The organism is Pigmentiphaga kullae (genome assembly GCF_004216695.1).
Lineage (GTDB): Bacteria > Pseudomonadota > Gammaproteobacteria > Burkholderiales > Burkholderiaceae_B > Pigmentiphaga > Pigmentiphaga kullae.
Genome location: NZ_SGXC01000001.1, coordinates 2,628,550 through 2,646,916 on the forward strand (window position 1 = coordinate 2,628,550; position 18,367 = coordinate 2,646,916).

Consider the following 18,367-nt stretch of genomic DNA (forward strand, 5'->3'; position numbering starts at 1 on the left):
GCGCCGTCAGGGTGCGCGTGTCCGGTCCAGTTTCAGCAGCGGGACCAGCGCCAACCGGTCGCGCAGGATGCGGTGGACCTCGTGGTCGTACTCGGCGCCGCCGCCGTCGAGCAGTTCGTACAGTGTCTGGTCGTCGGCCGCGCTGCCCAGGAATTGCCAGCGTTCCACGACGTGTATGACGCGGGCCTCGCGTATCCCCACCGGACCGTCGTAGGGCCAGTGCGTGTCGCCGGCCAGGGCCGGTGAGCGCGCACGCCGGTTGTGCAGCGGCGCCAGGGCCCGCAGCAGCCGGTTCTCGTGCAGCAGGGCGCCGATCGCGCCGCCCGTCTCCAGCCATTCGATATGCCGCACCTGTTCGGCCAGGCGCCGCGCCTTGGCCGATTTCCAGCCGCCTGGCTGGAAGTGGGACAGCACCTTGTCGCGCAACCGGGCGGCCCGGCCGACATACAGGGCCTGGTTGTTCACGTCGCGAAAGACATAGACGCCATGGGTGTCGGGCAGCAGCCGCGGCAGCGACGGATCCAGATACTCGGGCCATGGCACGCGGCCGGCCAGCGCATCGACGAGTTCGGTGACGTGGTCCGCGGGGAACTCGCGATGGATGTCCTGCCAGAAGTGCCACAGCAGCCGCGCGTCGTCGAGCGCGCGGTGGCGTGCGTGCACCTGCAGCCCGTGGCGGGCGATGAGCGCGTCCAGGCTGTGGCTGCGGTACTGCGGATAGAGCTTGCGCGACAGGCGGACGGTGCACAGGACGTCGGGCCGGAAGGGGCGCTCCAGGCGATCGAACTCCTCGCGCAGGAAGCCGTGGTCGAAGCGGGCGTTGTGGGCGATGAACAGGTAGCCGTCCAGGCGCCGGGCGATGTCGTCGGCCAGGGCCTCGAAGGACGGGGCGCCGGCCACCATCGCGTCCGTGATGCCGGTCAGCGATTGGATGGCGGGAGGAATGGGGCGGCCGGGGTGGACCAGGCTGCTCCATTCGCGCATGCCGTCGGCATCCACCTGGACGATGCCGATTTCGGTGATGCGGTCGCTGCGCGGCGTCGTGCCCGTGGTTTCCAGGTCGACGAAGGCCAGGCGGGGAGGATGCATGGGAACGGGTGGAGAAGAAGCAGCCTCTATTTAACCAGAGCGCGCCTGTCCGGGCCGCGCGCGGCCCCGGTCCCGTCTCCCGGCCGGCTTACTATATGAGGTAGATAGTCGACAAGGAGACTTCCCGATGGCCGCATCCTCATGGCGCCGCGAATGGCTGTCCAAGCCTCTGTTCCGCTGGGCCTCGCGGGCGCTGCCGACCATGTCGGACACCGAGCGCGAGGCGATCGAGGCGGGGGACGTGTGGTGGGACGCCGACCTGTTCACCGGCAATCCGGAGTGGCGCCGCCTGCTGGACATGCCGCCGGCCAGGCTCAGCGATGAAGAACGCGCGTTCCTGGAAGGGCCGGTGGCCGAGCTGTGCGCCATGGTCGACGACTGGCGGGTCAACTGGGAATTGCATGACCTGCCGCCCGACATCTGGGCCTTCCTGAAGGCGCGCAAGTTCTTCGGCATGATCATCCCGCGCAAGTACGGCGGCCTGGGATTCTCGGCCTATGCGCATTCCGAGGTCGTGCGGCGGATCTCGACCCGGTCGCTGACGGCGGCGGTCACGGTCATGGTGCCCAATTCCCTGGGCCCGGGCGAACTGCTGCTGCATTTCGGCACCGACGCCCAGCGCGAGCACTGGCTGCCGCGGCTGGCGGACGGCCGCGACATTCCGTGCTTCGGGCTGACCAGCCCCGAGGCGGGGTCGGACGCCGCGTCCATGGTGGACCATGGCGTGGTCTGCAAGGGGATGTGGCAGGGGCGCGAGGTGCTGGGCATGCGGGTGACCTGGCACAAGCGATACATCACGCTGGGGCCGGTCGCGACCGTGCTCGGGCTGGCGTTCAAGCTGCGCGACCCCGACGGGCTGCTGGGCGAGCGCGAGGACATCGGCATCACCGTCGCGCTGGTGCCCACCGACACGCCGGGAGTGGAGATCGGCCGGCGCCACCTGCCGGCGATGCAGGTGTTCCAGAACGGCCCGAACCAGGGCAAGGACGTGTTCATTCCCATGGAAGCCGTCATCGGCGGCGCCGAACGGGTGGGGCAGGGCTGGCAGATGCTGATGACGGCACTGGCGGCGGGCAGGGGCATTTCCCTGCCTTCGCTGGCGGCGGCCTCGTGCGTGTTCTCGGCGCATACCAGCGGCGCCTATGCGCGGGTGCGCCAGCAGTTCGGCATTCCGATCGGCAGGTTCGAGGGCGTGCAGGAGAAGCTCGGCCGGATGGCCGCGCTGGCCTACCAGGTGGATGCCGCGCGCCGCCTGACCTGCGCCGCGCTGGACGCGGGCCACAAGCCCGCCGTGATCTCGGCCATCATGAAATACCACGCCACCGAGCGCATGCGCATCGCGGTGAACGACGCCATGGACATCCATGCGGGCAAGGCGGTGATCGACGGCCCGCGCAACTACCTGTCCAACGTCTACCGCGCCATTCCCATCGGCATCACGGTCGAGGGCGCCAATATCCTGACACGGTGCCTGATCGTCTTCGGCCAGGGAGCGATCCGGGCGCATCCGTTCCTGATGCGCGAGATGGCGGCGCTGGCCGACAGCGATCCGGCCCGGGGCCTGGAGGAGTTCGACCGTACCTTCTGGCGCCATGCCGGCCACGCCGTGGGCAACGCGCTGCGCACCTTCGGCCGCGCCTGGACCGGCGGCCGGTTCGCGCCGGCGCCGCGCTCGGCCGGTCCGGTCGCCCCGTATTACCGCGCGCTGGGCCGCTATGCCTCGGCATTCGCGCTGGTGGCCGACGTGACGCTGGCGACGCTGGGCGGGGCGCTCAAACGCAAGGAAATGTTGTCTGCGCGGCTGGGCGACATCCTGGCCGAACTGTACCTGCTGTCCGCCGTTCTCAAGCGCTGGCACGACGAAGGGCGCCAGCCCGACGACCTGCCGCTGGTGCAGTGGTGCATGGAAAGCGGTTTGGCCTCCATCGAGGCGAGCCTGGACGCCGTGCTGGCCAACCTGCCCGCGCGGGCGGCCGCGGGACTGCTGCGCGTGATCTGCCTGCCTCTGGGCGTGCGCCGGCGCGGCCCGGCGGATACGGTGACCGTGGCCTGCGCCGAGCGGCTGCTGGAGCCGTCGCCCGCGCGCGATCGGCTGTTGCCGGGCCTGGCCAAGCCGCGCCCGGGCGAGGCGCTGGACCGGCTGGCGCAGGCCTTCGCGCTGGCGGCGCGCGCCGCGCCGGTCCTGGACGGCCTGCGCCATGCCGGCATCCGCGACTGGCGCGAAGGCGTGCGCGCCGGCAAGGTGGACGCGGCCCAGGCTTCGATGCTCGAAGACCTGGAGCGCGCCGTTGCCGACGTCGTCGAGGTGGACAGTTTCGACCCCGCGGAACTGGCCGGAAAGCGCGTGGCGCAAGGCTGAACGCCAGTTTTTCACGTTTCAGCGGGATGTCAGCGGAATCGAAGCGGATAAGGGTAATTTCGGAGCCGTTGACATCGAAATCCAGGGGCCGCAGGGTTGACATCCGTAGTCTTTCTGACTAGAATGATTTGAGTTGAAATCATTGCTCTACATTCATTTGTGGGCAGTGATTTTTTTTCACTACGCACTTTCGATTTCCTGGACATGGACCACATCGGCTCGGCTGCGGACACGGGCGTCAACTACAACCTGCGCATCCTGCGGGCCTTGCGCCGCATCACGCGCAACATCGCGCTGCATTCCAAGCAACTGGCTGCCTGCAGCCACATCACCGCGCCGCAACTGGTCTGTCTCCTGGCCGTGATCGAGTCGGGGCCGCTCACGGCCACCGCCATCAGCCGTGAAATCTCGGTCAGTCCGAGCACGGTCGTCGGCATCCTCGACCGGCTGGAGGAAAAGGGCTGGATCAAGCGGGAGCGCAGCAGGGAAGACCGCCGCACGGTCCTGGTGTCGGCCACCGACGCTGGCCGCGAGGTGGCCAGCCAGGCGCCTTCGCCGCTGCAGAAAACGCTGGCCGACGCCCTGGGCGCGCTGCCGGAACTGGAACAGGCCACGATCACGCTCTCGCTCGAGCGCATCGTCAGCCTGATGGAGCACCCCGGTTCGGACACCTCGCCCATCCTGGACATCAATGCATCGGATACGTCTCCGGAGTCGGGCCTGGCGGTTTGATCCCGGAGCCATCAACCCAGTGCGTCGCCGCGGGGCGGCGGCGTACGAAACATAGGAGGGTCGGAGTCTGAAAGCGATCGACGATACGCTCATCCAACCCGCGGTCTTCAATCCGGCGCTGGAGAATTTCGATCTCCGGCCCCCTGAAATCGAAGATGCCGCGGACATCCAGCGACTCATACAGGAATCGCCGCCGCTGGATGTCAATTCCACCTACGCCTACCTTCTTCTGTGCCGGCACTTTCGCGATACCTGCGTAGTGGCCACCCGGCAAGGGCAATTGGCAGGGTTTGTTTCTGCCTACCTCCCGCCCAAGCAATCCAACGTGTTGTTCGTCTGGCAGGTTGCGGTCCATCCCATGGCACGCGGCCACCGCCTGGGCCAACGCATGCTCGAGCACCTGCTGGCCAGGCCGCTGCCGCAGCCCATACACAGCATCGAAACCACCGTGTCCCCATCCAACCAGCCGTCGCGGCGCATGTTCGCGGCGCTGGCGCAGGATCGCGGCGCCCAGTGCGTGGAGCAGCCCATGTTTCCGCCCGAATTGTTCGGCCAGGCCGAGCACGAGGACGAACGGCTGCTGCGCATCGGCCCGTTCCAGTAAGGCCGGATGCCCCTCGTATCCGTCCCGGTCCGTCCGGGTCCGCCTATACGTCTTTCACGCTTCTAGAAGCAAAACAGGAGGGAAAAACCATGGATCTCAAGATCTTCGACCGCCTCGAATCGGAAGTCCGCGGCTACATACGCTCGTTTCCGGTCGTTTTCAGCAAGGCCAAGGGCTCGTTGCTGTTCGACGAAGAGGGCAGGCAGTACATCGACCTGTTTGCCGGCGCCGGCACGCTGAACTATGGCCACAACAACCCCGTGCTGAAACAGCCCCTGCTGGACTACGTCCAGGCGGACGGCGTGGTGCACGGCCTGGACATGGCCACGTCGGCCAAGAAGAATTTCCTGGAAGCGTTCGAGCGGCTGGTCCTGAAGCCGCGCGGCATGAAGTACACGCTGCAGTTCACCGGCCCCACCGGCACCAACGCCGTGGAAGCCGCCCTGAAGCTGGCCCGCCGCGTCAAGCAGCGCCCGAACATCGTTTCCTTCACCCACGGTTTCCACGGCGTGAGCGCCGGTTCGCTGTCGGCCACGGCCAACGCCAAGTACCGCGAGGCCGCCGGGGTGAGCCTGGGCAACACCACCTTCATCCCCTACGACGGCTACTTCGGCCCGGACGTGGACACCATGGCGTACTTCGAGCGCATGCTGGAAGACCGCAGCAGCGGCATGGACACCCCGGCGGCGGTGATCGTCGAGACCGTGCAGGGCGAAGGCGGCGTGAACGTGGCCACGCTGCGCTGGCTGCAGGAACTGCAGCGCCTGTGCCGCCGCCACGACATGCTGCTCATCGTCGACGACATCCAGGTCGGCTGCGGCCGTACCGGCACCTTCTTCAGCTTCGAGTCGGCCGGCATCCAGCCGGACATCGTCACGCTGTCGAAGTCCCTGAGCGGCTTCGGCCTGCCCATGGCCATGGTGCTGATCAAGCCCGAGCTGGACATCTGGAAGCCCGGCGAGCACAACGGCACCTTCCGCGGCAACAACCTGGCCTTCGTGACCGCGCAGCAGGCGCTCGAGCACTACTGGAGCGACGACGCCTTCACCCGCGAGATCCAGGCCAAGGAAACGCTGGTGCGCGACTGGCTGGAGAACATGGTCCACAGCCATCCGGAGGCGGACCTGTCGGTGCGCGGCCGCGGCCTGATCCAGGGCCTGGTCAGCGGCGTGCCCGGACTGGCCAACAAGATCGCGGCCCAGGCGTTCAAGGGCGGGGTGGTCATCGAGACCTCCGGCGCCAACGACGAAGTGCTCAAGCTCCTGCCCGCGCTGACCATCGAGGAAGGGCAGCTGCGGCAGGCGCTGGAAGTGCTGGACCGCGCGGTGGCCGAGGTCGTGGCCGCCGAGCAGCTGGCCCAGAAGCAATCGAATGCCCGTGTATTGAAATTTGGAGGAAAGGGACGATGATCGTACGCGACATCAAGGACATCGCAGGCACCGAGAACGAGGTGTCCACGCCGACCTGGACCAGCCGCCGCGTGCTGCTGAAGAAGGACGGCATGGGGTTCTCGTTCCACGAGACCATCATCCATCCCGGCACCGAGACCCACATCTGGTACAAGAACCACGTGGAGGCCGTCTGGTGCATCGAGGGCGACGGCGAGATCGAGACCGTCGCCGACGGCAAGGTCTACAAGCTCGGCCCGGGCGTGGTCTACGCGCTCAACGACAACGACGAGCACTATCTGCGCGGCGGCAAGGAGCCGCTGCGCGTCATCTGCGTCTTCAATCCGCCGCTGACCGGCCAGGAAGTGCACGACGCCGACGGCGTCTATCCCCTGGACGAAGCGAAGGTCGCCTGACGGCCAGACCGCGGCAAGGGGCCGAGCCCGCCGGCGGGCGGGGCGGCCCCCCATGAGAAAAGGAGGACAACCATGATTACTCCCGCACGCGATATCTATTCCTCGCGCGCCGACCGCGCAGCCGGCATCGTGCAGCGGCGCGACCCCGTGGTGTACGGCAGCGCCAAGGTGGAGCCGGGCTCGGGCCTGGATGCCGAACAACTGAGCGGCTACGAGCGCAACGGCTACATCCTGCTGAAGAATTTCTTCTCGGCGCAGGAAACGCAGGCCCTGAAGCGCGAGGTCGAACGGCTGGTGCGCGATCCGGCCATCCGCCGCCGCGAGGAAGCCATCACCGAGAAGGGCACCGACGTCGTCCGGTCGGTGTTCATGGTCCACAAGCTGAGCAAGCTGCTCGGCCGGATGTCCCAGGACATGCGGTTGGCCAATATCGCCAGGCAGATCCTGGGTTCCGACGTCTATATCCATCAGTCGCGCGCCAACATGAAGCCGGGCTTCAAGGGCAAGGAGTTCTACTGGCACTCGGACTTCGAGACCTGGCACGTGGAAGACGGCATGCCGGCCATGCGGGCGCTGAGCTGCTCGGTGCTGCTGACCGACAACGACGCCAGCAACGGGCCGCTGATGGTGGTGCCCGGCTCGCACCGGCAGTTCGTCTCGTGCGTGGGCGAGACCCCGCAGGACCACTACAAGCAGTCGCTGAAGAAGCAGGAATACGGCGTGCCCGACCCCGTCAGCCTGCAACTGCTGGTGGACCAGGGCGGCATCGACGTGCTGTCGGCGCCCGCCGGTTCGGTCGTGTTTTTCGACTGCAACATCATGCACGGCTCGAACAGCAACATCTCGCCCTATCCGCGATCGAACGTGTTCATGGTGTATAACAGCGTGGAAAATACCCTGAACCCCCCCAGGTACGGCCTGAATCCGCGGCCGGAGTTCATCGCCACGCGCGAAAGCTTCGCGCCCATCCAGGCGGTGGAGCCCGGCTACCTGCGGTCGGTCTGACGCCGCGCCGTCGGTCCGACCCGCAAGGGCGCCTTCGGGCGCCCTTGCGGCAGGAGGCGGCGCCGGACCGGTACGGCCGGGATCGGGTATAAACGCACCTGGCCGTCTGCGGCCGCTTCCTAGGACACCCGAGTTATGCAACGCATCATGCTTCGCGCCAAGATTCACCGTGTCGCGGTGACTCAGGCCGATCTGAACTATGAAGGCTCGTGCGGAATCGACGAAGATTTCCTCGATGCCGCCGGCATGAAAGAGTACGAGCGCATCGAGCTCTACAACATCAACAACGGCGAGCGCTTCTCCACCTACATCATCAAGGGCAAGCGCGGCAGCGGCGAGATCTCGCTGAACGGCGCGGCCGCCCGGCGCGCCCACGTGGGCGACCTGATGATCATCTGCACCTACGGCCCCATGACGGACGCCGAAGCGGCCGAGCACAAGCCCATCGTGGTCCTGGTCGACGAGAACAACCGCATCAAAGAAGTGATCCGGAAGTCCTGAGCCTGCCGGTGCGCCGATGCAGGCCGATCTGCTGCTCTTTCTTTCCCTGTCGGTGGGCGTGACCATCGCCCCCGGCCCGGACAACCTCCAGGTACTCGCCCGTTCCCTCAGCCAGGGCCGCGCCGCCGGCATCGCCGCCGCGCTGGGCTTCGCTTCGGGCTGTCTGTTCCACACCACCCTGGCCGTGCTGGGCGTGGCGGCGCTGCTCAAGGCGTCGCCCATGGCGTTCGACGCCATCCGCCTGGCCGGCGCCGCCTACCTGATGTGGCTGGCGGTGCAGGTGCTGCGCAGCCGGGGCGGCTTCTCGCCCACGGGCGGCCCGCCGCCGCTCGGCTTCGCGCGCATCTTCGGCCAGAGCGTGCTGGCCAACATGCTGAACCCCAAGGTCACGCTGTTCTTCGTGGTCTTCCTGCCCCAGTTCGTCAATCCCTGGGTCGGGCATCCCGATTGGCAGATGCTGTGGCTGGGGGTGATCTTCATGATCCAGGCGGCGGTGGTGTTCTGCCTGATCGCCTGGTTCGCCGGCCTGCTGGGGCAGTTGCTCCGGCGCCGCCCCCAGGTGGGCGTGTGGCTGGACCGGCTGGCGGGCCTCATTTTCCTGTTCCTGGCGGTACGCATCGTGTGGGAGTAGGACGCCCTGCGGCGAACCACTCATCCAGGGCATGCCGCACGGTGGGATGGCGCAGGCGCACACGCAATTCGTCCACCAGGCGGCGGTTGTCCAGGCGCCGGGATTCCTGCATGAAGGACCACATCGCCGGGCTGACCGCGGCGCGAACCTGCGCCGCCGGCAGGCTGGGCGGCCGGGGCAGGCCGGCGGCGTCGGCGACGGCGTCGAAGTAGTCGCCCATCTTCAGGTCCTGGCCGTCGGCGGCATGCACGATGCGCTGCGGCCGGCCACGATACAGGGCCGCTTCCAAGGCGCGGGCGAGATCGCCGATCTCGATATGGTTGGTGTAGACGTCTTCACCGGGAGCCAGGCGCGGCAGGCCGGTACGCAGCCTCTCCAGCGGCAGCCGGTCGCGGCCGTAGATACCGGGGATACGCAGCACGATGGCGCGCCAGGAGGCCAGGCCCAGGTGCGCCTGGCGGGCGCGCGCCGGGCCGGGAGAGCGCCAGGCGGCCTCGGCCGCCACCCGGCGCCGGCCCCGGGGCGAGGCGGGGCGCACGGGCGCCGTCTCGGACAGCCTGCGGCCTCGCGCATCGCCATAGACGCCGGTCGTGCTGGCATAGACCACCGTGATGGGCCTGGTCGCCCGGGCCAGGGCGCCGCTGCGCGGTTTGGCTACAATGGCGGCATGCCGGATTTGCCGTGGGCCAGGGCCCATCGCGGCCGGCCTGGCGCGCGCCTTCGAGGCCGGTCGCCGCAGGACGGCAGCCAGCCGGCGCGAGCGCGGATCGCCTTCGCCCTGCCCGGGTGGAGGAGCCAGCACCAGGATGTCGGCGGCCAGTCCGCGCAGGCGGGCCAGTTGCCGCGGGCAGTCCAGGTTGCCCAGCAGCGGAACGGCGCCCGCGGCGCGCAGCTCGGGCAGCCGCCCGGGGCTGGACGTCAGCGCGAAGACCCGCTTGCGGCCCGCCAGCCGCTCCAGGACGTGCATGCCCGTGTCGCCGCAGCCTACGATCAAAAGGCGTGGGCGACCCAGGCGCGCGGCATGCGCGGGCTGCGGGATATTCATCGTATTTCCATCGTTTTCATAGGATCCAGGTGATGAGTCATCAGGTCACCGTTCTGCCCAGCGGTCATCGGTTCACGGTCGAACAGGGCCAGACCGTGCTCGATGCGGCGCTGCAGGCAGGCGTAATGTTGCCCTATAGCTGCAAGAATGGGGCATGTTCGTCGTGCAAGGGCAAGCTGGTCGCGGGCGAGATCGAGCTCGGACCCCACCAGGCCCAGACGCTGACGCCCGAGGAGGCCGAACTGGGCCTGACCCTGTTCTGCGTGGCGCGCCCGCTGACCGACCTCACCATCGAGGCGCGCGAGGTCATGGGCATCGCCGACATTCCCATCCGCAAGATGCCCTGCCGCGTCCAGGGCCTGGCCGAGGCGGCGCCCGATGTGCGCATCGTCCGCCTGCAGCTGCCGGCCACCGAGCAGCTGCGTTTCAACGCCGGGCAGTACGTCGAGATCATCATGAAGGATGGCCGGCGCCGCTCGTACTCCATGGCCAACGCGCCCCACGAGGAAGGCGGGCTGGTGCTGCACATCCGCCACCTGCCCGGCGGGGCGTTCACCGACCACGTGTTCGGCGCGGGCGCGACCCAGTTGAAGGAGCGCGACATCCTGCGCTTCGAGGGGCCGTTCGGTTCGTTCTTCCTGCGCGAGGACAGCCACAAGCCCATCGTCATGGTGGCCAGCGGCACCGGCTTCGCGCCCATCAGGGCGATGGTCGAGCACATGATCTACAAGGACATGTGCCGCCCGGTCCACCTGTACTGGGGCGGCCGCCGCCCGCGCGACCTGTACATGGACGAGGCCGCCCGGGAATGGGCCCGTATCCGCCCCGACTTCCGCTACGTGCCCGTGGTGTCGGACGCGCTGCCCGAGGACGCCTGGACCGGCCGCACGGGCTTCGTGCACCAGGCGGTGATGGCCGACCTGCCCGATCTGTCCGGCCACCAGGTATACGCCTGCGGGGCTCCCATCGTGGTGGAATCGGCGCATAGGGATTTTGTACAACAGTGCGGACTGCCCGATGACGAGTTTTATGCGGACTCTTTCACGTCCGAGGCAGACATCGCCCGCAACACGGTGTAATGTTTATCGACCCGCCGCGTCGGCGGGTTTTCCATTTTCCGCCCCCCGGGCACGCAAGGAGTTTGAGTCATGGAATTCGGCCAGTTCAACGTCAACGCCCTCATGGAGATCACGCAGCGCCCGGACCTCGTGTTCGTCCGAGGGCAGGGGTCGTGGCTGGAGGACCATGCAGGCAAGCGATACCTCGATTTCATCCAGGGCTGGGCGGTCAACTGCCTGGGACACTGCCCGCCGGAAATCGTCAAGGCGGTGCAGGCGCAGGCGGGCCTGCTGCTGAACCCGTCGCCGGCCTTCTACAATCTGCCGTCGATCGAACTGGCCACGCGCCTGACCGAGGCCTCGTGCTTCGACCGCGTGTTCTTCGCCAACAGCGGCGCCGAGGCCAACGAAGGCGCGATCAAGCTCGCGCGCAAGTGGGGCCAGGTCCACAAGCAGGGCGCCTTCAAGATCATCACCTTCAACCACAGCTTCCATGGCCGCACGCTGGCGACCATGTCGGCCTCGGGCAAGCCGGGCTGGAGCACGATCTTCGCGCCCCAGGTCGACGGCTTCCCCAAGGCGGAGCTGAATGACCTGGCATCGGTCGAGGCCCTGGTCGACGACCAGACCGTGGCCATCATGCTGGAGCCGGTGCAGGGCGAGGGCGGCGTCATTCCCGCGTCCACCGAGTTCATGCAGAACCTGCGCAAGCTGGCCGACGCCCGCAAGCTGCTGCTGATCGTGGACGAAGTGCAGACCGGCATGGGCCGCACCGGCACGATGTTCGCCTACGAGCAGGCAGGCGTGCGCCCCGACATCATGACGCTGGGCAAGGGCATAGGCGGCGGCGCGCCGCTGGCCGCGATGCTGGCGCGTGAAGAGGTCTGCGTGTTCAAGCACGGCGACCAGGGCGGCACCTACAACGGCAACCCGCTCATGACGGCCATCGGCGTGGCGGTGTTCGACGCGCTGGCCGCCCCGGGCTTCATGGAAGGCGTGCGCGAGCGCGGACAGTATTTGTCGCGGGGGCTGGTGGAACTGGCCGCCAAGTGGGGCATGCCCGGCGAACGCGGCAACGGCTTGCTGCGCGCGCTGATCATGGACCGCGAGGACGGCCCCGCCATCGTCGAGCGCGCCCGCACGCTCGAACCCAACGGCCTGCTGCTGAACGCGCCGCGCGGCAACCTGCTGCGCTTCATGCCCGCGCTGAACGTGACCACGGACGAGATCGACCAGATGCTCGAACAGCTCGACGGCATCATCGCCGCCGTGCGCAAGTAGTCCCGGCGCCCGGGCAGCCGGGCCGCCGCCGTCACGCGCAGCCCCTCGCTTCGTTCCGGAGCGGGGGGCTTTTTCATGGATGAATGTTAGGGTAATCAACTAGTTGATTAACCAACTTTCTTGCCACAGAATCGCCCTCACTGCAAAAAATTCGCCACGAGACGAGGAGCAGGAGACATGAGGAAGCTGATAGGCGGGGCCATCGCGGCCGCGGCCGTGTTCTGTGCCGCCCAGGCGCAGGCGGCGACGATCAAGGTGGGCGTCATCGGGCCGTTCTCGGGGCCGTTCGCCCATTACGGCAAGCTCTACAAGGACAGCGTGGAGGCCTACCTGGCGAGCCAGGGCGGCAAGTTCGGCGGCCACGAGGTACAGGTGCTGTATCGCGACAACGGCGGCCCCAATCCCAGCGGGACGCGGGCGCTGGCGCAGGAGCTGATCGTCAAGGACAAGGTCGATTACCTGGGCGGCTTCGTCTTCACGCCCAATGCGATGGCGGTGGCGCCGCTCATCACGCAATCGAAGACGCCCACGGTCATCTTCAACGCCGCGACGTCCGACATCACCGAGAAGTCGCCTTACTTCATCCGTACCTCGTACACCCTCTGGCAGGTGACGGTTCCCGCCGCGCGCTGGGCCCACAAGCAGGGCAAGCGCAAGATGGTCACGGCGGTGACGGACTACGCGCCCGGCGTCGATGCCGAGACGGCTTTCAAAGCCGAGTTCGCCAAGCTTGGCGGCGCGGTGGTCGAGTCCATCCGCATGCCCATCAGCACCACCGATTTCGCGCCTTTCGTGCAGCGGATCAAGGCCAGCGGCGCACAGGGCGTCTATGTCTTCCTGCCCGGCGGGCCGCCCAACCTGGGGTTCGTGAAGGCCTACAACGAGAACGGGCTGCGCGCGGCCGGCATCGATTTCCTGGGGTCGGCCGAGACCGATGAATTCGACCTGCAGAAGTTCGGCGACGCGGCGCTGGGCCTGACCACCGCGTTCCACTACTCGGCCGCGCACGACTCCGATGCCAACCGCAAGTTCGTCCAGGCGCTACGCGGGCAGAGCAAGGATGCGATCGCGAACTACGCATCGGTGGGCGCCTGGGACGGGATGGCCGTCATCCACAAGATGGTCGAGGCCACCGGTGGCAAGCGAGACGGCGCGGCGGCGATCGAGGCGGCCCGCAAGCTGTCCTGGGAAAGCCCGCGCGGACCCGTGTCCATCGACCCGGCCACGCGCCACGTGACCCAGAACGTCTACCTGCGCAAGGTCGAGCGCAGCGGCGGCGAACTGATCAACAGGGAAGTCGAGAACTTCGGGCCGCAGCCGGACTTCGGGTTCAGGAAGTAGGGCGCCGCCGCCATGCAGATCCTCGCCAATATCCTGATCGACGGAATTTCCTACGGCATGGTGCTGTTCATCATCTCCGTGGGGCTTTCCATCACGCTGGGACTGATGCGCTTCATCAATCTGGCCCACGGCGCCTTCGCGATGACCGGCGGCTACCTGGCCGCCTGGTTCGTGCGCATCCAGTCCTGGGACTTTGCCGCGGGCGTCGCCGCCGCCGTCGTGTTGACGGCGGCGCTGGGGGCGGTGCTCGAAGCCGTCGTCCTGCGGCGCCTGTATCGCCGCTCGGAGCTCGACCAGGTGCTGTTCACCATCGGCCTGGCCTTCGTGTTCGTGGCCGCCACCAATCTCGTGTTCGGTCCCCAGGTGCAACTGATTCCTCTGCCGCCGTGGCTGGCCGGCTCGGTCGACCTGGGGATGCGCACGCTGCCCATGCAGCGCGTGCTGGTCATCGCCATGGGCGTGGCGGTGGCGCTGCTGTGCGGCCTGGTGGTCGCGCGTTCGCGCTTCGGCGTGTGGCTGCGGGCAGCGGTCGACAACAAGGATGCGGCGGCGGCGCTGGGCATCAATATACGCCTGGTCAGCGGACTGACCTTCGCCGCCGGCTGCGGGCTGGCGGCGCTGGGCGGCGTGCTGGGCGCGGAGCTGATGCCGCTCGAACCCTACTATGCCCTCAAGTACCTCGTCCTGGTGCTGGTGGTCGTGGCGGTGGGCGGCATGGGCAGCATCGCCGGCACGCTGGCCGCGGCGCTGCTGCTGGGCGTGATCGAGACCGCCAGCAAGTATCTGGCCTCGGAATACGGCAGCCTGTTCTTCTTCGTCGCCATGATCCTCGTGCTGTCGGCGCGGCCCCAGGGCCTGCTCAGGAGAGCCGCATGAATCGCGCGGGCATCGAACGCGCCCTGGCGCCGTCGTCGCCGCTGCGGCATTGCGTCGTCATCGCCGGCATTGGCCTGTGCGGCCTGCTGCTGCCCGACCAGTGGCCGCTGCTGGCGCGCATCGCGGTGATGGCCTTGTTCGTCCTGTCGCTGGACCTGGTGGTGGGCATCGCGGGGCTGGCCACGCTGGGCCACGTGGCATTCTTCGGCATGGGCGCCTACGCGGCCGGCATCGTCGCGCTGCGCTGGACCGCCGATCCGCTGCTGGGGCTGGCGGCGGGCGCGGCGGCCGGCGCGGCGACGGCCGCGGTCTCGGGCCTGCTGGTCCTGCGCTACCAGGGCTTCACGTTCCTGATGTTGACGGTGGCCGTCGCGCAGATCCTGCACAGCCTGGCCAACAAGCTGCGCGGCTGGACAGGCGGGGACGACGGGTTGTCGGGCTTCGCCATCGATCCCGTCCTGGGTGTCGCGCCTTTCGACCTGGAAGGCAAGGTCGCCTATCTGTACGCGCTGGCGGTGCTGGTGGGCAGCTACCACGTCGTCAAGCACATCGTCGACTCGCCCTTCGGCCTGTCGGTGCGGGGCATCCACCAGTGCCGCCCGCGCATGCCCGCGCTGGGTACGCCGGTGGCGCGCCAGTTGTGGAAGATCTATGTGATCGCGGGCCTGTTCGCGGGCATGGCGGGCGCGGTGTCGGCGCAGATCAGCGGCATCGTGGGGCTGGACAGCCTCGGTTTCTCGCTGTCGGCCGAGGCGCTCGTGATGCTGATACTGGGCGGGGCCGGGCGGCTGTACGGCGCGCTGGTCGGCGCCGCGATCTTCATGGTCCTGCACCACACCGCCTCGTCGATCAATCCCTACCACTGGCTGTTCGTCATCGGCGGCCTGCTGATGGTGATCGTGCTCGTGCCGCGCGAGTCGCTGGCCTCATGGCTGCGGGCGATCCCGCGGCCATGGGCGAACGGCGCGCGGGCAGGCCGGCGGGAGGCCGCATGACGCTCAGCATACGCAAGCTCGACAAGTCCTTCGGCGGCCTGCACGTGACGCGTTCGGTGTCCTTCGACCTGGGCCGCGGCGAACGCGTGGCCCTGATCGGTCCCAACGGCGCGGGCAAGACGACGCTGGTCAATCTGATCTCGGGCACGCTCAAGCCCGGCGGCGGCGAGGTCCTGCTGGAGGGGCGGCGCCTGACGCATCTTTCGCAGGCCCGACGGGTGGCCTGCGGCCTGGCCCGCACCTTCCAGATCACCACGCTGCCGGCGCACATGCCGGTGCTGAACCAGGTCGAAATGGCCATCCACGCGCGCCTGGGCATGGCGCACCGGTGGTGGCGCCCGTTCAGCGCCTGCCGCGAGGTCCGCGACGAGGCCTGGTCCATCCTGGAGCGCCTGGCCTTGGAACCGGCGGCGGCGCAGGCTCCCAGCGGCCTGGCCTATGGCGAGCAGCGCCTGGTGGAGATGGCCCTGGCGCTGGCGCTGCGGCCCGCGGTGCTGATGCTGGACGAACCCATGGCCGGCGTGCCTCGCGGGGAAGGGCGCACCGTGCTGCGGGCGCTGGAGGACCTGCCCGGCAGTCTTTCCATCCTGATGATCGAGCACGACATGGACCTGGTCTTCAGTTTCGCGCAGCGCATCATCGTGCTGGCCGAGGGGCGCATCATGGCCGAGGGCACGCCGGACGAGATCCGCCGCCATCCCGAGGTGCGGGCGGCCTACCTGGGAGCGAAGTCATGAACCCGGGCGGCGCTCCCCTGCTGGAATTGCAGGGCGTGGTGGCGGGCTACGGCCCGGTCACGGTGCTCGACGGCCTTGCGCTGGCGGTGGAGGCGGGCAGCCTGACCGCGCTGCTGGGCCGCAACGGCGTGGGCAAGTCCACCACCCTGAAGGCCGTCATGGGCCTGGCCCAGGTCAAGGCGGGACGCATCCTGTTCGAGGGGCGCGACATCACGCACTGCCGGCCGGACGAACGCGCCGGCCTGGGCCTGGGCTACGTCCCCCAGACCCGCGACATCTTTGCCTCCCTGTCGGTGGAGGAGAACCTGGTGGCGGGCCTGAAACGCTTTCCCGCCGGCGATCTCGACCAGGCCTACGCGCTTTTCCCGCGCCTGCGCGAGCGCCGGCGCAACCGGGGCAACCAGTTGTCGGGCGGCGAGCAGCAGATGCTGTCGGTGGCCCGGGCGCTGCTGGGGCGCCCGCGCCTGCTGCTGCTGGACGAGCCGCTGGAGGGGCTGGCGCCGGTGATCTGCCAGGAACTGCTGGAAGCCTTCCGCCGGCTGGCGGCCCAGGGCGGACCCACCATGCTGATCGTCGAGCAGCAGGTGCACGAGGTCCTGGCCTTCGCCCGCCAGGGCGTCATCCTGGAGCGCGGCAGCGTGGTCCACCAGGGCGACTGCGCGCAATTGCGGACCCGCGACGACATTCTCGATCGTTACCTGGGCATGGCCGTCGCGTGACGGCCATGTCCCGAACCCCACCCGTGAGGCGAACATGAGCGATATAGCCGCCGATATTCCCGTGGTCGATTTCGACCCGTTCAGCGACGAGTTCCTGACCGATCCCTACGACTACCACCGCCGGATGCGGGATGCAGGCCCGGTGGTGCATATTCCCAAATACGGCATCCTGGCAGTGGCCCGGCACGCCGAGGTTCACGGCGTGCTGAACGACTGGCAGACCTTCATTTCGTCGGCGGGCGTCGGGCTGGCCAATTTCCGCACGGAAAAGCCGTTCCGCCCGCCCAGCCTGATCCTGGAGGCCGATCCGCCGCAGCACACCCGCTCGCGCACGGTGCTGGGCCGCATCCTGTCGCCAAGAACGGTGCAGCAGATCCGCCCGCAGTTCCAGGCGGTGGCCGAGGCGCTGATCGACCGGCTGCTGGAGAAGGGCACGATAGACGGCGTCAAGGAGCTGGGCGAGGCCTATCCCCTGAAGGTCTTCCCGGACGCGGTCGGCCTGACCGAAGACGGGCGCGAGAACCTGCTGGCCTATGGCGACATGGTGTTCAATGCCTTCGGCCCCCGCAATCAGTTGCTGATCAACGCCGCCAAGCGGGTCGAGCCGCTGACGGACTGGATCATGACCAACTGCCAGCGCCAGCACCTGCGGCCGGGCGGTTTCGGCGACCAGATCTACCAGGCGGTCGAGACCGGCGAGCTGACCGAGACCGAGGCGCCGATGCTGGTGCGCTCGTTCCTGTCCGCGGGCGTCGACACCACGGTCAACGGCATCGGCAACGCGCTGTGGTGCCTGGCGAACCACCCGGACCAATGGGACAAGCTGCACGCCAATCCCGCGCTGGCGCGCCAGGCCTTCGAGGAATCGCTGCGATTCGAGGCGGCGGTGCAGACTTTCTTCCGCACCGCCAGCCGCGATTGCGAACTGGCGGGCGTGCCCATCCGCTCGGATACCAAGATGCTGACCTTCCTGGCCTCGGCCAACCGCGATCCGCGCCAGTGGCAGGACCCCGACGTGTTCGACATCGAGCGCCGGGCCACCGGCCACATGACCTTCGGCTCGGGCCTGCACGGCTGCGTGGGGCAGGCGGTGGCACGGCTGGAAGGCGAACTGATCCTCTCGACGCTGGCCCGCCGCGTGCGCCGCATCGAGCCGCTGGGGCCGCCCACGCGGCGCCTGAACAACACGCTCAGGGCGCTGGCGAGCCTGCCCTTGAAACTCCACGCAGCATGAAGGAAGGATGTATGCCCGAAGTTCACCTGATCCAGCCCGACGGCCAGCGTGTCACCCTGGACGTGCCGGTGGGCACCAGCATCATGCAGGCGGCGGTGTCGGCCGGCGTGGCAGGCATCGTCGCCGAATGCGGCGGTTCGTGCATGTGCGCGACCTGCCATGTCTACGTCGAGGAGGCGGCCCTGGCGCGGCTGCCGCCCATGCTGTCCACCGAGAGCGAAATGCTGGAGTGCACGGCCGGCGAGCGCCGTTCCAACAGCCGCCTGAGCTGCCAAGTTAAAATGACCGAAGACTTGGCCGGGCTGTCGTTCACGCTGCCGGAGAGCCAATAACCCCTTATCCACGCACGCCACCCG

At 68.2% G+C, this 18,367-nt stretch carries 19 protein-coding genes; 17 read left to right on the forward strand and 2 right to left on the reverse strand.

What is annotated here, in order from left to right:
• Positions 1–6: 6 nt before the first annotated feature.
• On the reverse strand, positions 7–1,089 hold the full coding sequence (locus tag EV675_RS12735; RefSeq protein WP_130357584.1) for an exonuclease domain-containing protein: 1,083 nt from the start codon (positions 1,087–1,089) through the stop codon (positions 7–9).
• A gap of 127 nt (positions 1,090–1,216) precedes the next feature.
• Between EV675_RS12735 and EV675_RS12740 the strand changes: the two genes are divergently transcribed.
• The 8 genes from EV675_RS12740 (at position 1,217) to EV675_RS12775 (ending at position 8,725) form a co-directional block, all read left to right on the forward strand.
• A complete protein-coding gene (locus EV675_RS12740; RefSeq protein WP_130357585.1) occupies positions 1,217–3,448 on the forward strand; it encodes an acyl-CoA dehydrogenase in 2,232 nt (743 codons plus the stop codon).
• Between the two features lie 204 nt (positions 3,449–3,652).
• Positions 3,653–4,180 carry a MarR family winged helix-turn-helix transcriptional regulator gene (locus EV675_RS12745; RefSeq protein ID WP_130357586.1) on the forward strand — a complete coding sequence of 176 codons (528 nt, stop codon included), beginning with the start codon at positions 3,653–3,655 and terminating at the stop codon, positions 4,178–4,180.
• Positions 4,181–4,247: 67 nt separating this feature from the next.
• Positions 4,248–4,784, forward strand: coding sequence for a diaminobutyrate acetyltransferase (ectA, locus tag EV675_RS12750; RefSeq protein WP_130357587.1), 537 nt, complete (start codon positions 4,248–4,250; stop codon positions 4,782–4,784).
• 89 nt (positions 4,785–4,873) lie between these two features.
• Positions 4,874–6,193 (forward strand): diaminobutyrate--2-oxoglutarate transaminase, encoded by a 1,320-nt coding sequence (ectB, locus tag EV675_RS12755; protein ID WP_130357588.1) that lies wholly within the window; start codon positions 4,874–4,876, stop codon positions 6,191–6,193.
• On the forward strand, positions 6,190–6,588 hold the full coding sequence (locus tag EV675_RS12760) for an ectoine synthase (protein ID WP_130357589.1): 399 nt from the start codon (positions 6,190–6,192) through the stop codon (positions 6,586–6,588). Before ectB ends, EV675_RS12760 begins: the two co-directional genes overlap by 4 nt.
• A 72-nt stretch (positions 6,589–6,660) precedes the next feature.
• On the forward strand, positions 6,661–7,593 hold the full coding sequence (gene thpD, locus EV675_RS12765) for an ectoine hydroxylase (protein ID WP_130357590.1): 933 nt from the start codon (positions 6,661–6,663) through the stop codon (positions 7,591–7,593).
• 135 nt (positions 7,594–7,728) lie between these two features.
• A complete protein-coding gene (panD, locus tag EV675_RS12770; RefSeq protein ID WP_130357591.1) occupies positions 7,729–8,094 on the forward strand; it encodes an aspartate 1-decarboxylase in 366 nt (121 codons plus the stop codon).
• 16 nt (positions 8,095–8,110) lie between these two features.
• Positions 8,111–8,725, forward strand: coding sequence for a LysE family translocator (locus EV675_RS12775; protein ID WP_130357592.1), 615 nt, complete (start codon positions 8,111–8,113; stop codon positions 8,723–8,725).
• Here EV675_RS12775 and EV675_RS12780 read toward each other — a convergent pair.
• Positions 8,685–9,770 carry a Rossmann-fold NAD(P)-binding domain-containing protein gene (locus tag EV675_RS12780; protein ID WP_242621397.1) on the reverse strand — a complete coding sequence of 362 codons (1,086 nt, stop codon included), beginning with the start codon at positions 9,768–9,770 and terminating at the stop codon, positions 8,685–8,687. The genes EV675_RS12775 and EV675_RS12780 overlap by 41 nt on opposite strands.
• A 32-nt stretch (positions 9,771–9,802) precedes the next feature.
• On the opposite strand from EV675_RS12780, the gene EV675_RS12785 reads away from it, so the two are divergent.
• The 9 genes from EV675_RS12785 (at position 9,803) to EV675_RS12825 (ending at position 18,343) form a co-directional block, all read left to right on the forward strand.
• Entirely contained in the window at positions 9,803–10,849 is a 1,047-nt protein-coding gene (locus EV675_RS12785) for a CDP-6-deoxy-delta-3,4-glucoseen reductase (RefSeq protein WP_130357593.1), read from the forward strand.
• A 69-nt stretch (positions 10,850–10,918) separates the two neighbouring features.
• Positions 10,919–12,109 (forward strand): acetylornithine transaminase, encoded by a 1,191-nt coding sequence (locus tag EV675_RS12790; protein ID WP_130357594.1) that lies wholly within the window; start codon positions 10,919–10,921, stop codon positions 12,107–12,109.
• Between the two features lie 177 nt (positions 12,110–12,286).
• Entirely contained in the window at positions 12,287–13,450 is a 1,164-nt protein-coding gene (locus EV675_RS12795) for an ABC transporter substrate-binding protein (protein ID WP_130357595.1), read from the forward strand.
• Between the two features lie 12 nt (positions 13,451–13,462).
• Positions 13,463–14,326, forward strand: a complete 864-nt coding sequence (locus EV675_RS12800; RefSeq protein ID WP_130357596.1) for a branched-chain amino acid ABC transporter permease — start codon at positions 13,463–13,465, stop codon at positions 14,324–14,326.
• The gene (locus tag EV675_RS12805) at positions 14,323–15,321 is read left to right on the forward strand and encodes a branched-chain amino acid ABC transporter permease (protein ID WP_130357597.1); all 999 of its coding nucleotides are present in this window, start codon (positions 14,323–14,325) and stop codon (positions 15,319–15,321) included. Before EV675_RS12800 ends, EV675_RS12805 begins: the two co-directional genes overlap by 4 nt.
• Complete coding sequence (locus EV675_RS12810) at positions 15,318–16,058, forward strand: ABC transporter ATP-binding protein (protein WP_130357598.1); 741 nt, start codon at positions 15,318–15,320, stop codon at positions 16,056–16,058. Before EV675_RS12805 ends, EV675_RS12810 begins: the two co-directional genes overlap by 4 nt.
• On the forward strand, positions 16,055–16,777 hold the full coding sequence (locus EV675_RS12815) for an ABC transporter ATP-binding protein (protein ID WP_130357599.1): 723 nt from the start codon (positions 16,055–16,057) through the stop codon (positions 16,775–16,777). Before EV675_RS12810 ends, EV675_RS12815 begins: the two co-directional genes overlap by 4 nt.
• Positions 16,778–16,811: 34 nt before the next feature.
• A complete protein-coding gene (locus EV675_RS12820; RefSeq protein ID WP_130357600.1) occupies positions 16,812–18,011 on the forward strand; it encodes a cytochrome P450 in 1,200 nt (399 codons plus the stop codon).
• Between the two features lie 11 nt (positions 18,012–18,022).
• The gene (locus EV675_RS12825) at positions 18,023–18,343 is read left to right on the forward strand and encodes a 2Fe-2S iron-sulfur cluster-binding protein (protein WP_130357601.1); all 321 of its coding nucleotides are present in this window, start codon (positions 18,023–18,025) and stop codon (positions 18,341–18,343) included.
• The last annotated feature ends 24 nt before the right edge of the window (positions 18,344–18,367 follow it).

Coding starts and splice junctions, on each gene's coding strand:
- EV675_RS12735 (WP_130357584.1), bottom strand. CDS start 1,089: ATGCATCCTCCCCGCCTGGCCTTCGTCGACCTGGAAACCACGGGCACG.
- EV675_RS12740 (WP_130357585.1), top strand. CDS start 1,217: ATGGCCGCATCCTCATGGCGCCGCGAATGGCTGTCCAAGCCTCTGTTC.
- EV675_RS12745 (WP_130357586.1), top strand. CDS start 3,653: ATGGACCACATCGGCTCGGCTGCGGACACGGGCGTCAACTACAACCTG.
- ectB (WP_130357588.1), top strand. CDS start 4,874: ATGGATCTCAAGATCTTCGACCGCCTCGAATCGGAAGTCCGCGGCTAC.
- EV675_RS12760 (WP_130357589.1), top strand. CDS start 6,190: ATGATCGTACGCGACATCAAGGACATCGCAGGCACCGAGAACGAGGTG.
- thpD (WP_130357590.1), top strand. CDS start 6,661: ATGATTACTCCCGCACGCGATATCTATTCCTCGCGCGCCGACCGCGCA.
- panD (WP_130357591.1), top strand. CDS start 7,729: ATGCAACGCATCATGCTTCGCGCCAAGATTCACCGTGTCGCGGTGACT.
- EV675_RS12775 (WP_130357592.1), top strand. CDS start 8,111: ATGCAGGCCGATCTGCTGCTCTTTCTTTCCCTGTCGGTGGGCGTGACC.
- EV675_RS12780 (WP_242621397.1), bottom strand. CDS start 9,770: ATGAATATCCCGCAGCCCGCGCATGCCGCGCGCCTGGGTCGCCCACGC.
- EV675_RS12785 (WP_130357593.1), top strand. CDS start 9,803: ATGAGTCATCAGGTCACCGTTCTGCCCAGCGGTCATCGGTTCACGGTC.
- EV675_RS12790 (WP_130357594.1), top strand. CDS start 10,919: ATGGAATTCGGCCAGTTCAACGTCAACGCCCTCATGGAGATCACGCAG.
- EV675_RS12795 (WP_130357595.1), top strand. CDS start 12,287: ATGAGGAAGCTGATAGGCGGGGCCATCGCGGCCGCGGCCGTGTTCTGT.
- EV675_RS12800 (WP_130357596.1), top strand. CDS start 13,463: ATGCAGATCCTCGCCAATATCCTGATCGACGGAATTTCCTACGGCATG.
- EV675_RS12805 (WP_130357597.1), top strand. CDS start 14,323: ATGAATCGCGCGGGCATCGAACGCGCCCTGGCGCCGTCGTCGCCGCTG.
- EV675_RS12810 (WP_130357598.1), top strand. CDS start 15,318: ATGACGCTCAGCATACGCAAGCTCGACAAGTCCTTCGGCGGCCTGCAC.
- EV675_RS12815 (WP_130357599.1), top strand. CDS start 16,055: ATGAACCCGGGCGGCGCTCCCCTGCTGGAATTGCAGGGCGTGGTGGCG.
- EV675_RS12820 (WP_130357600.1), top strand. CDS start 16,812: ATGAGCGATATAGCCGCCGATATTCCCGTGGTCGATTTCGACCCGTTC.
- EV675_RS12825 (WP_130357601.1), top strand. CDS start 18,023: ATGCCCGAAGTTCACCTGATCCAGCCCGACGGCCAGCGTGTCACCCTG.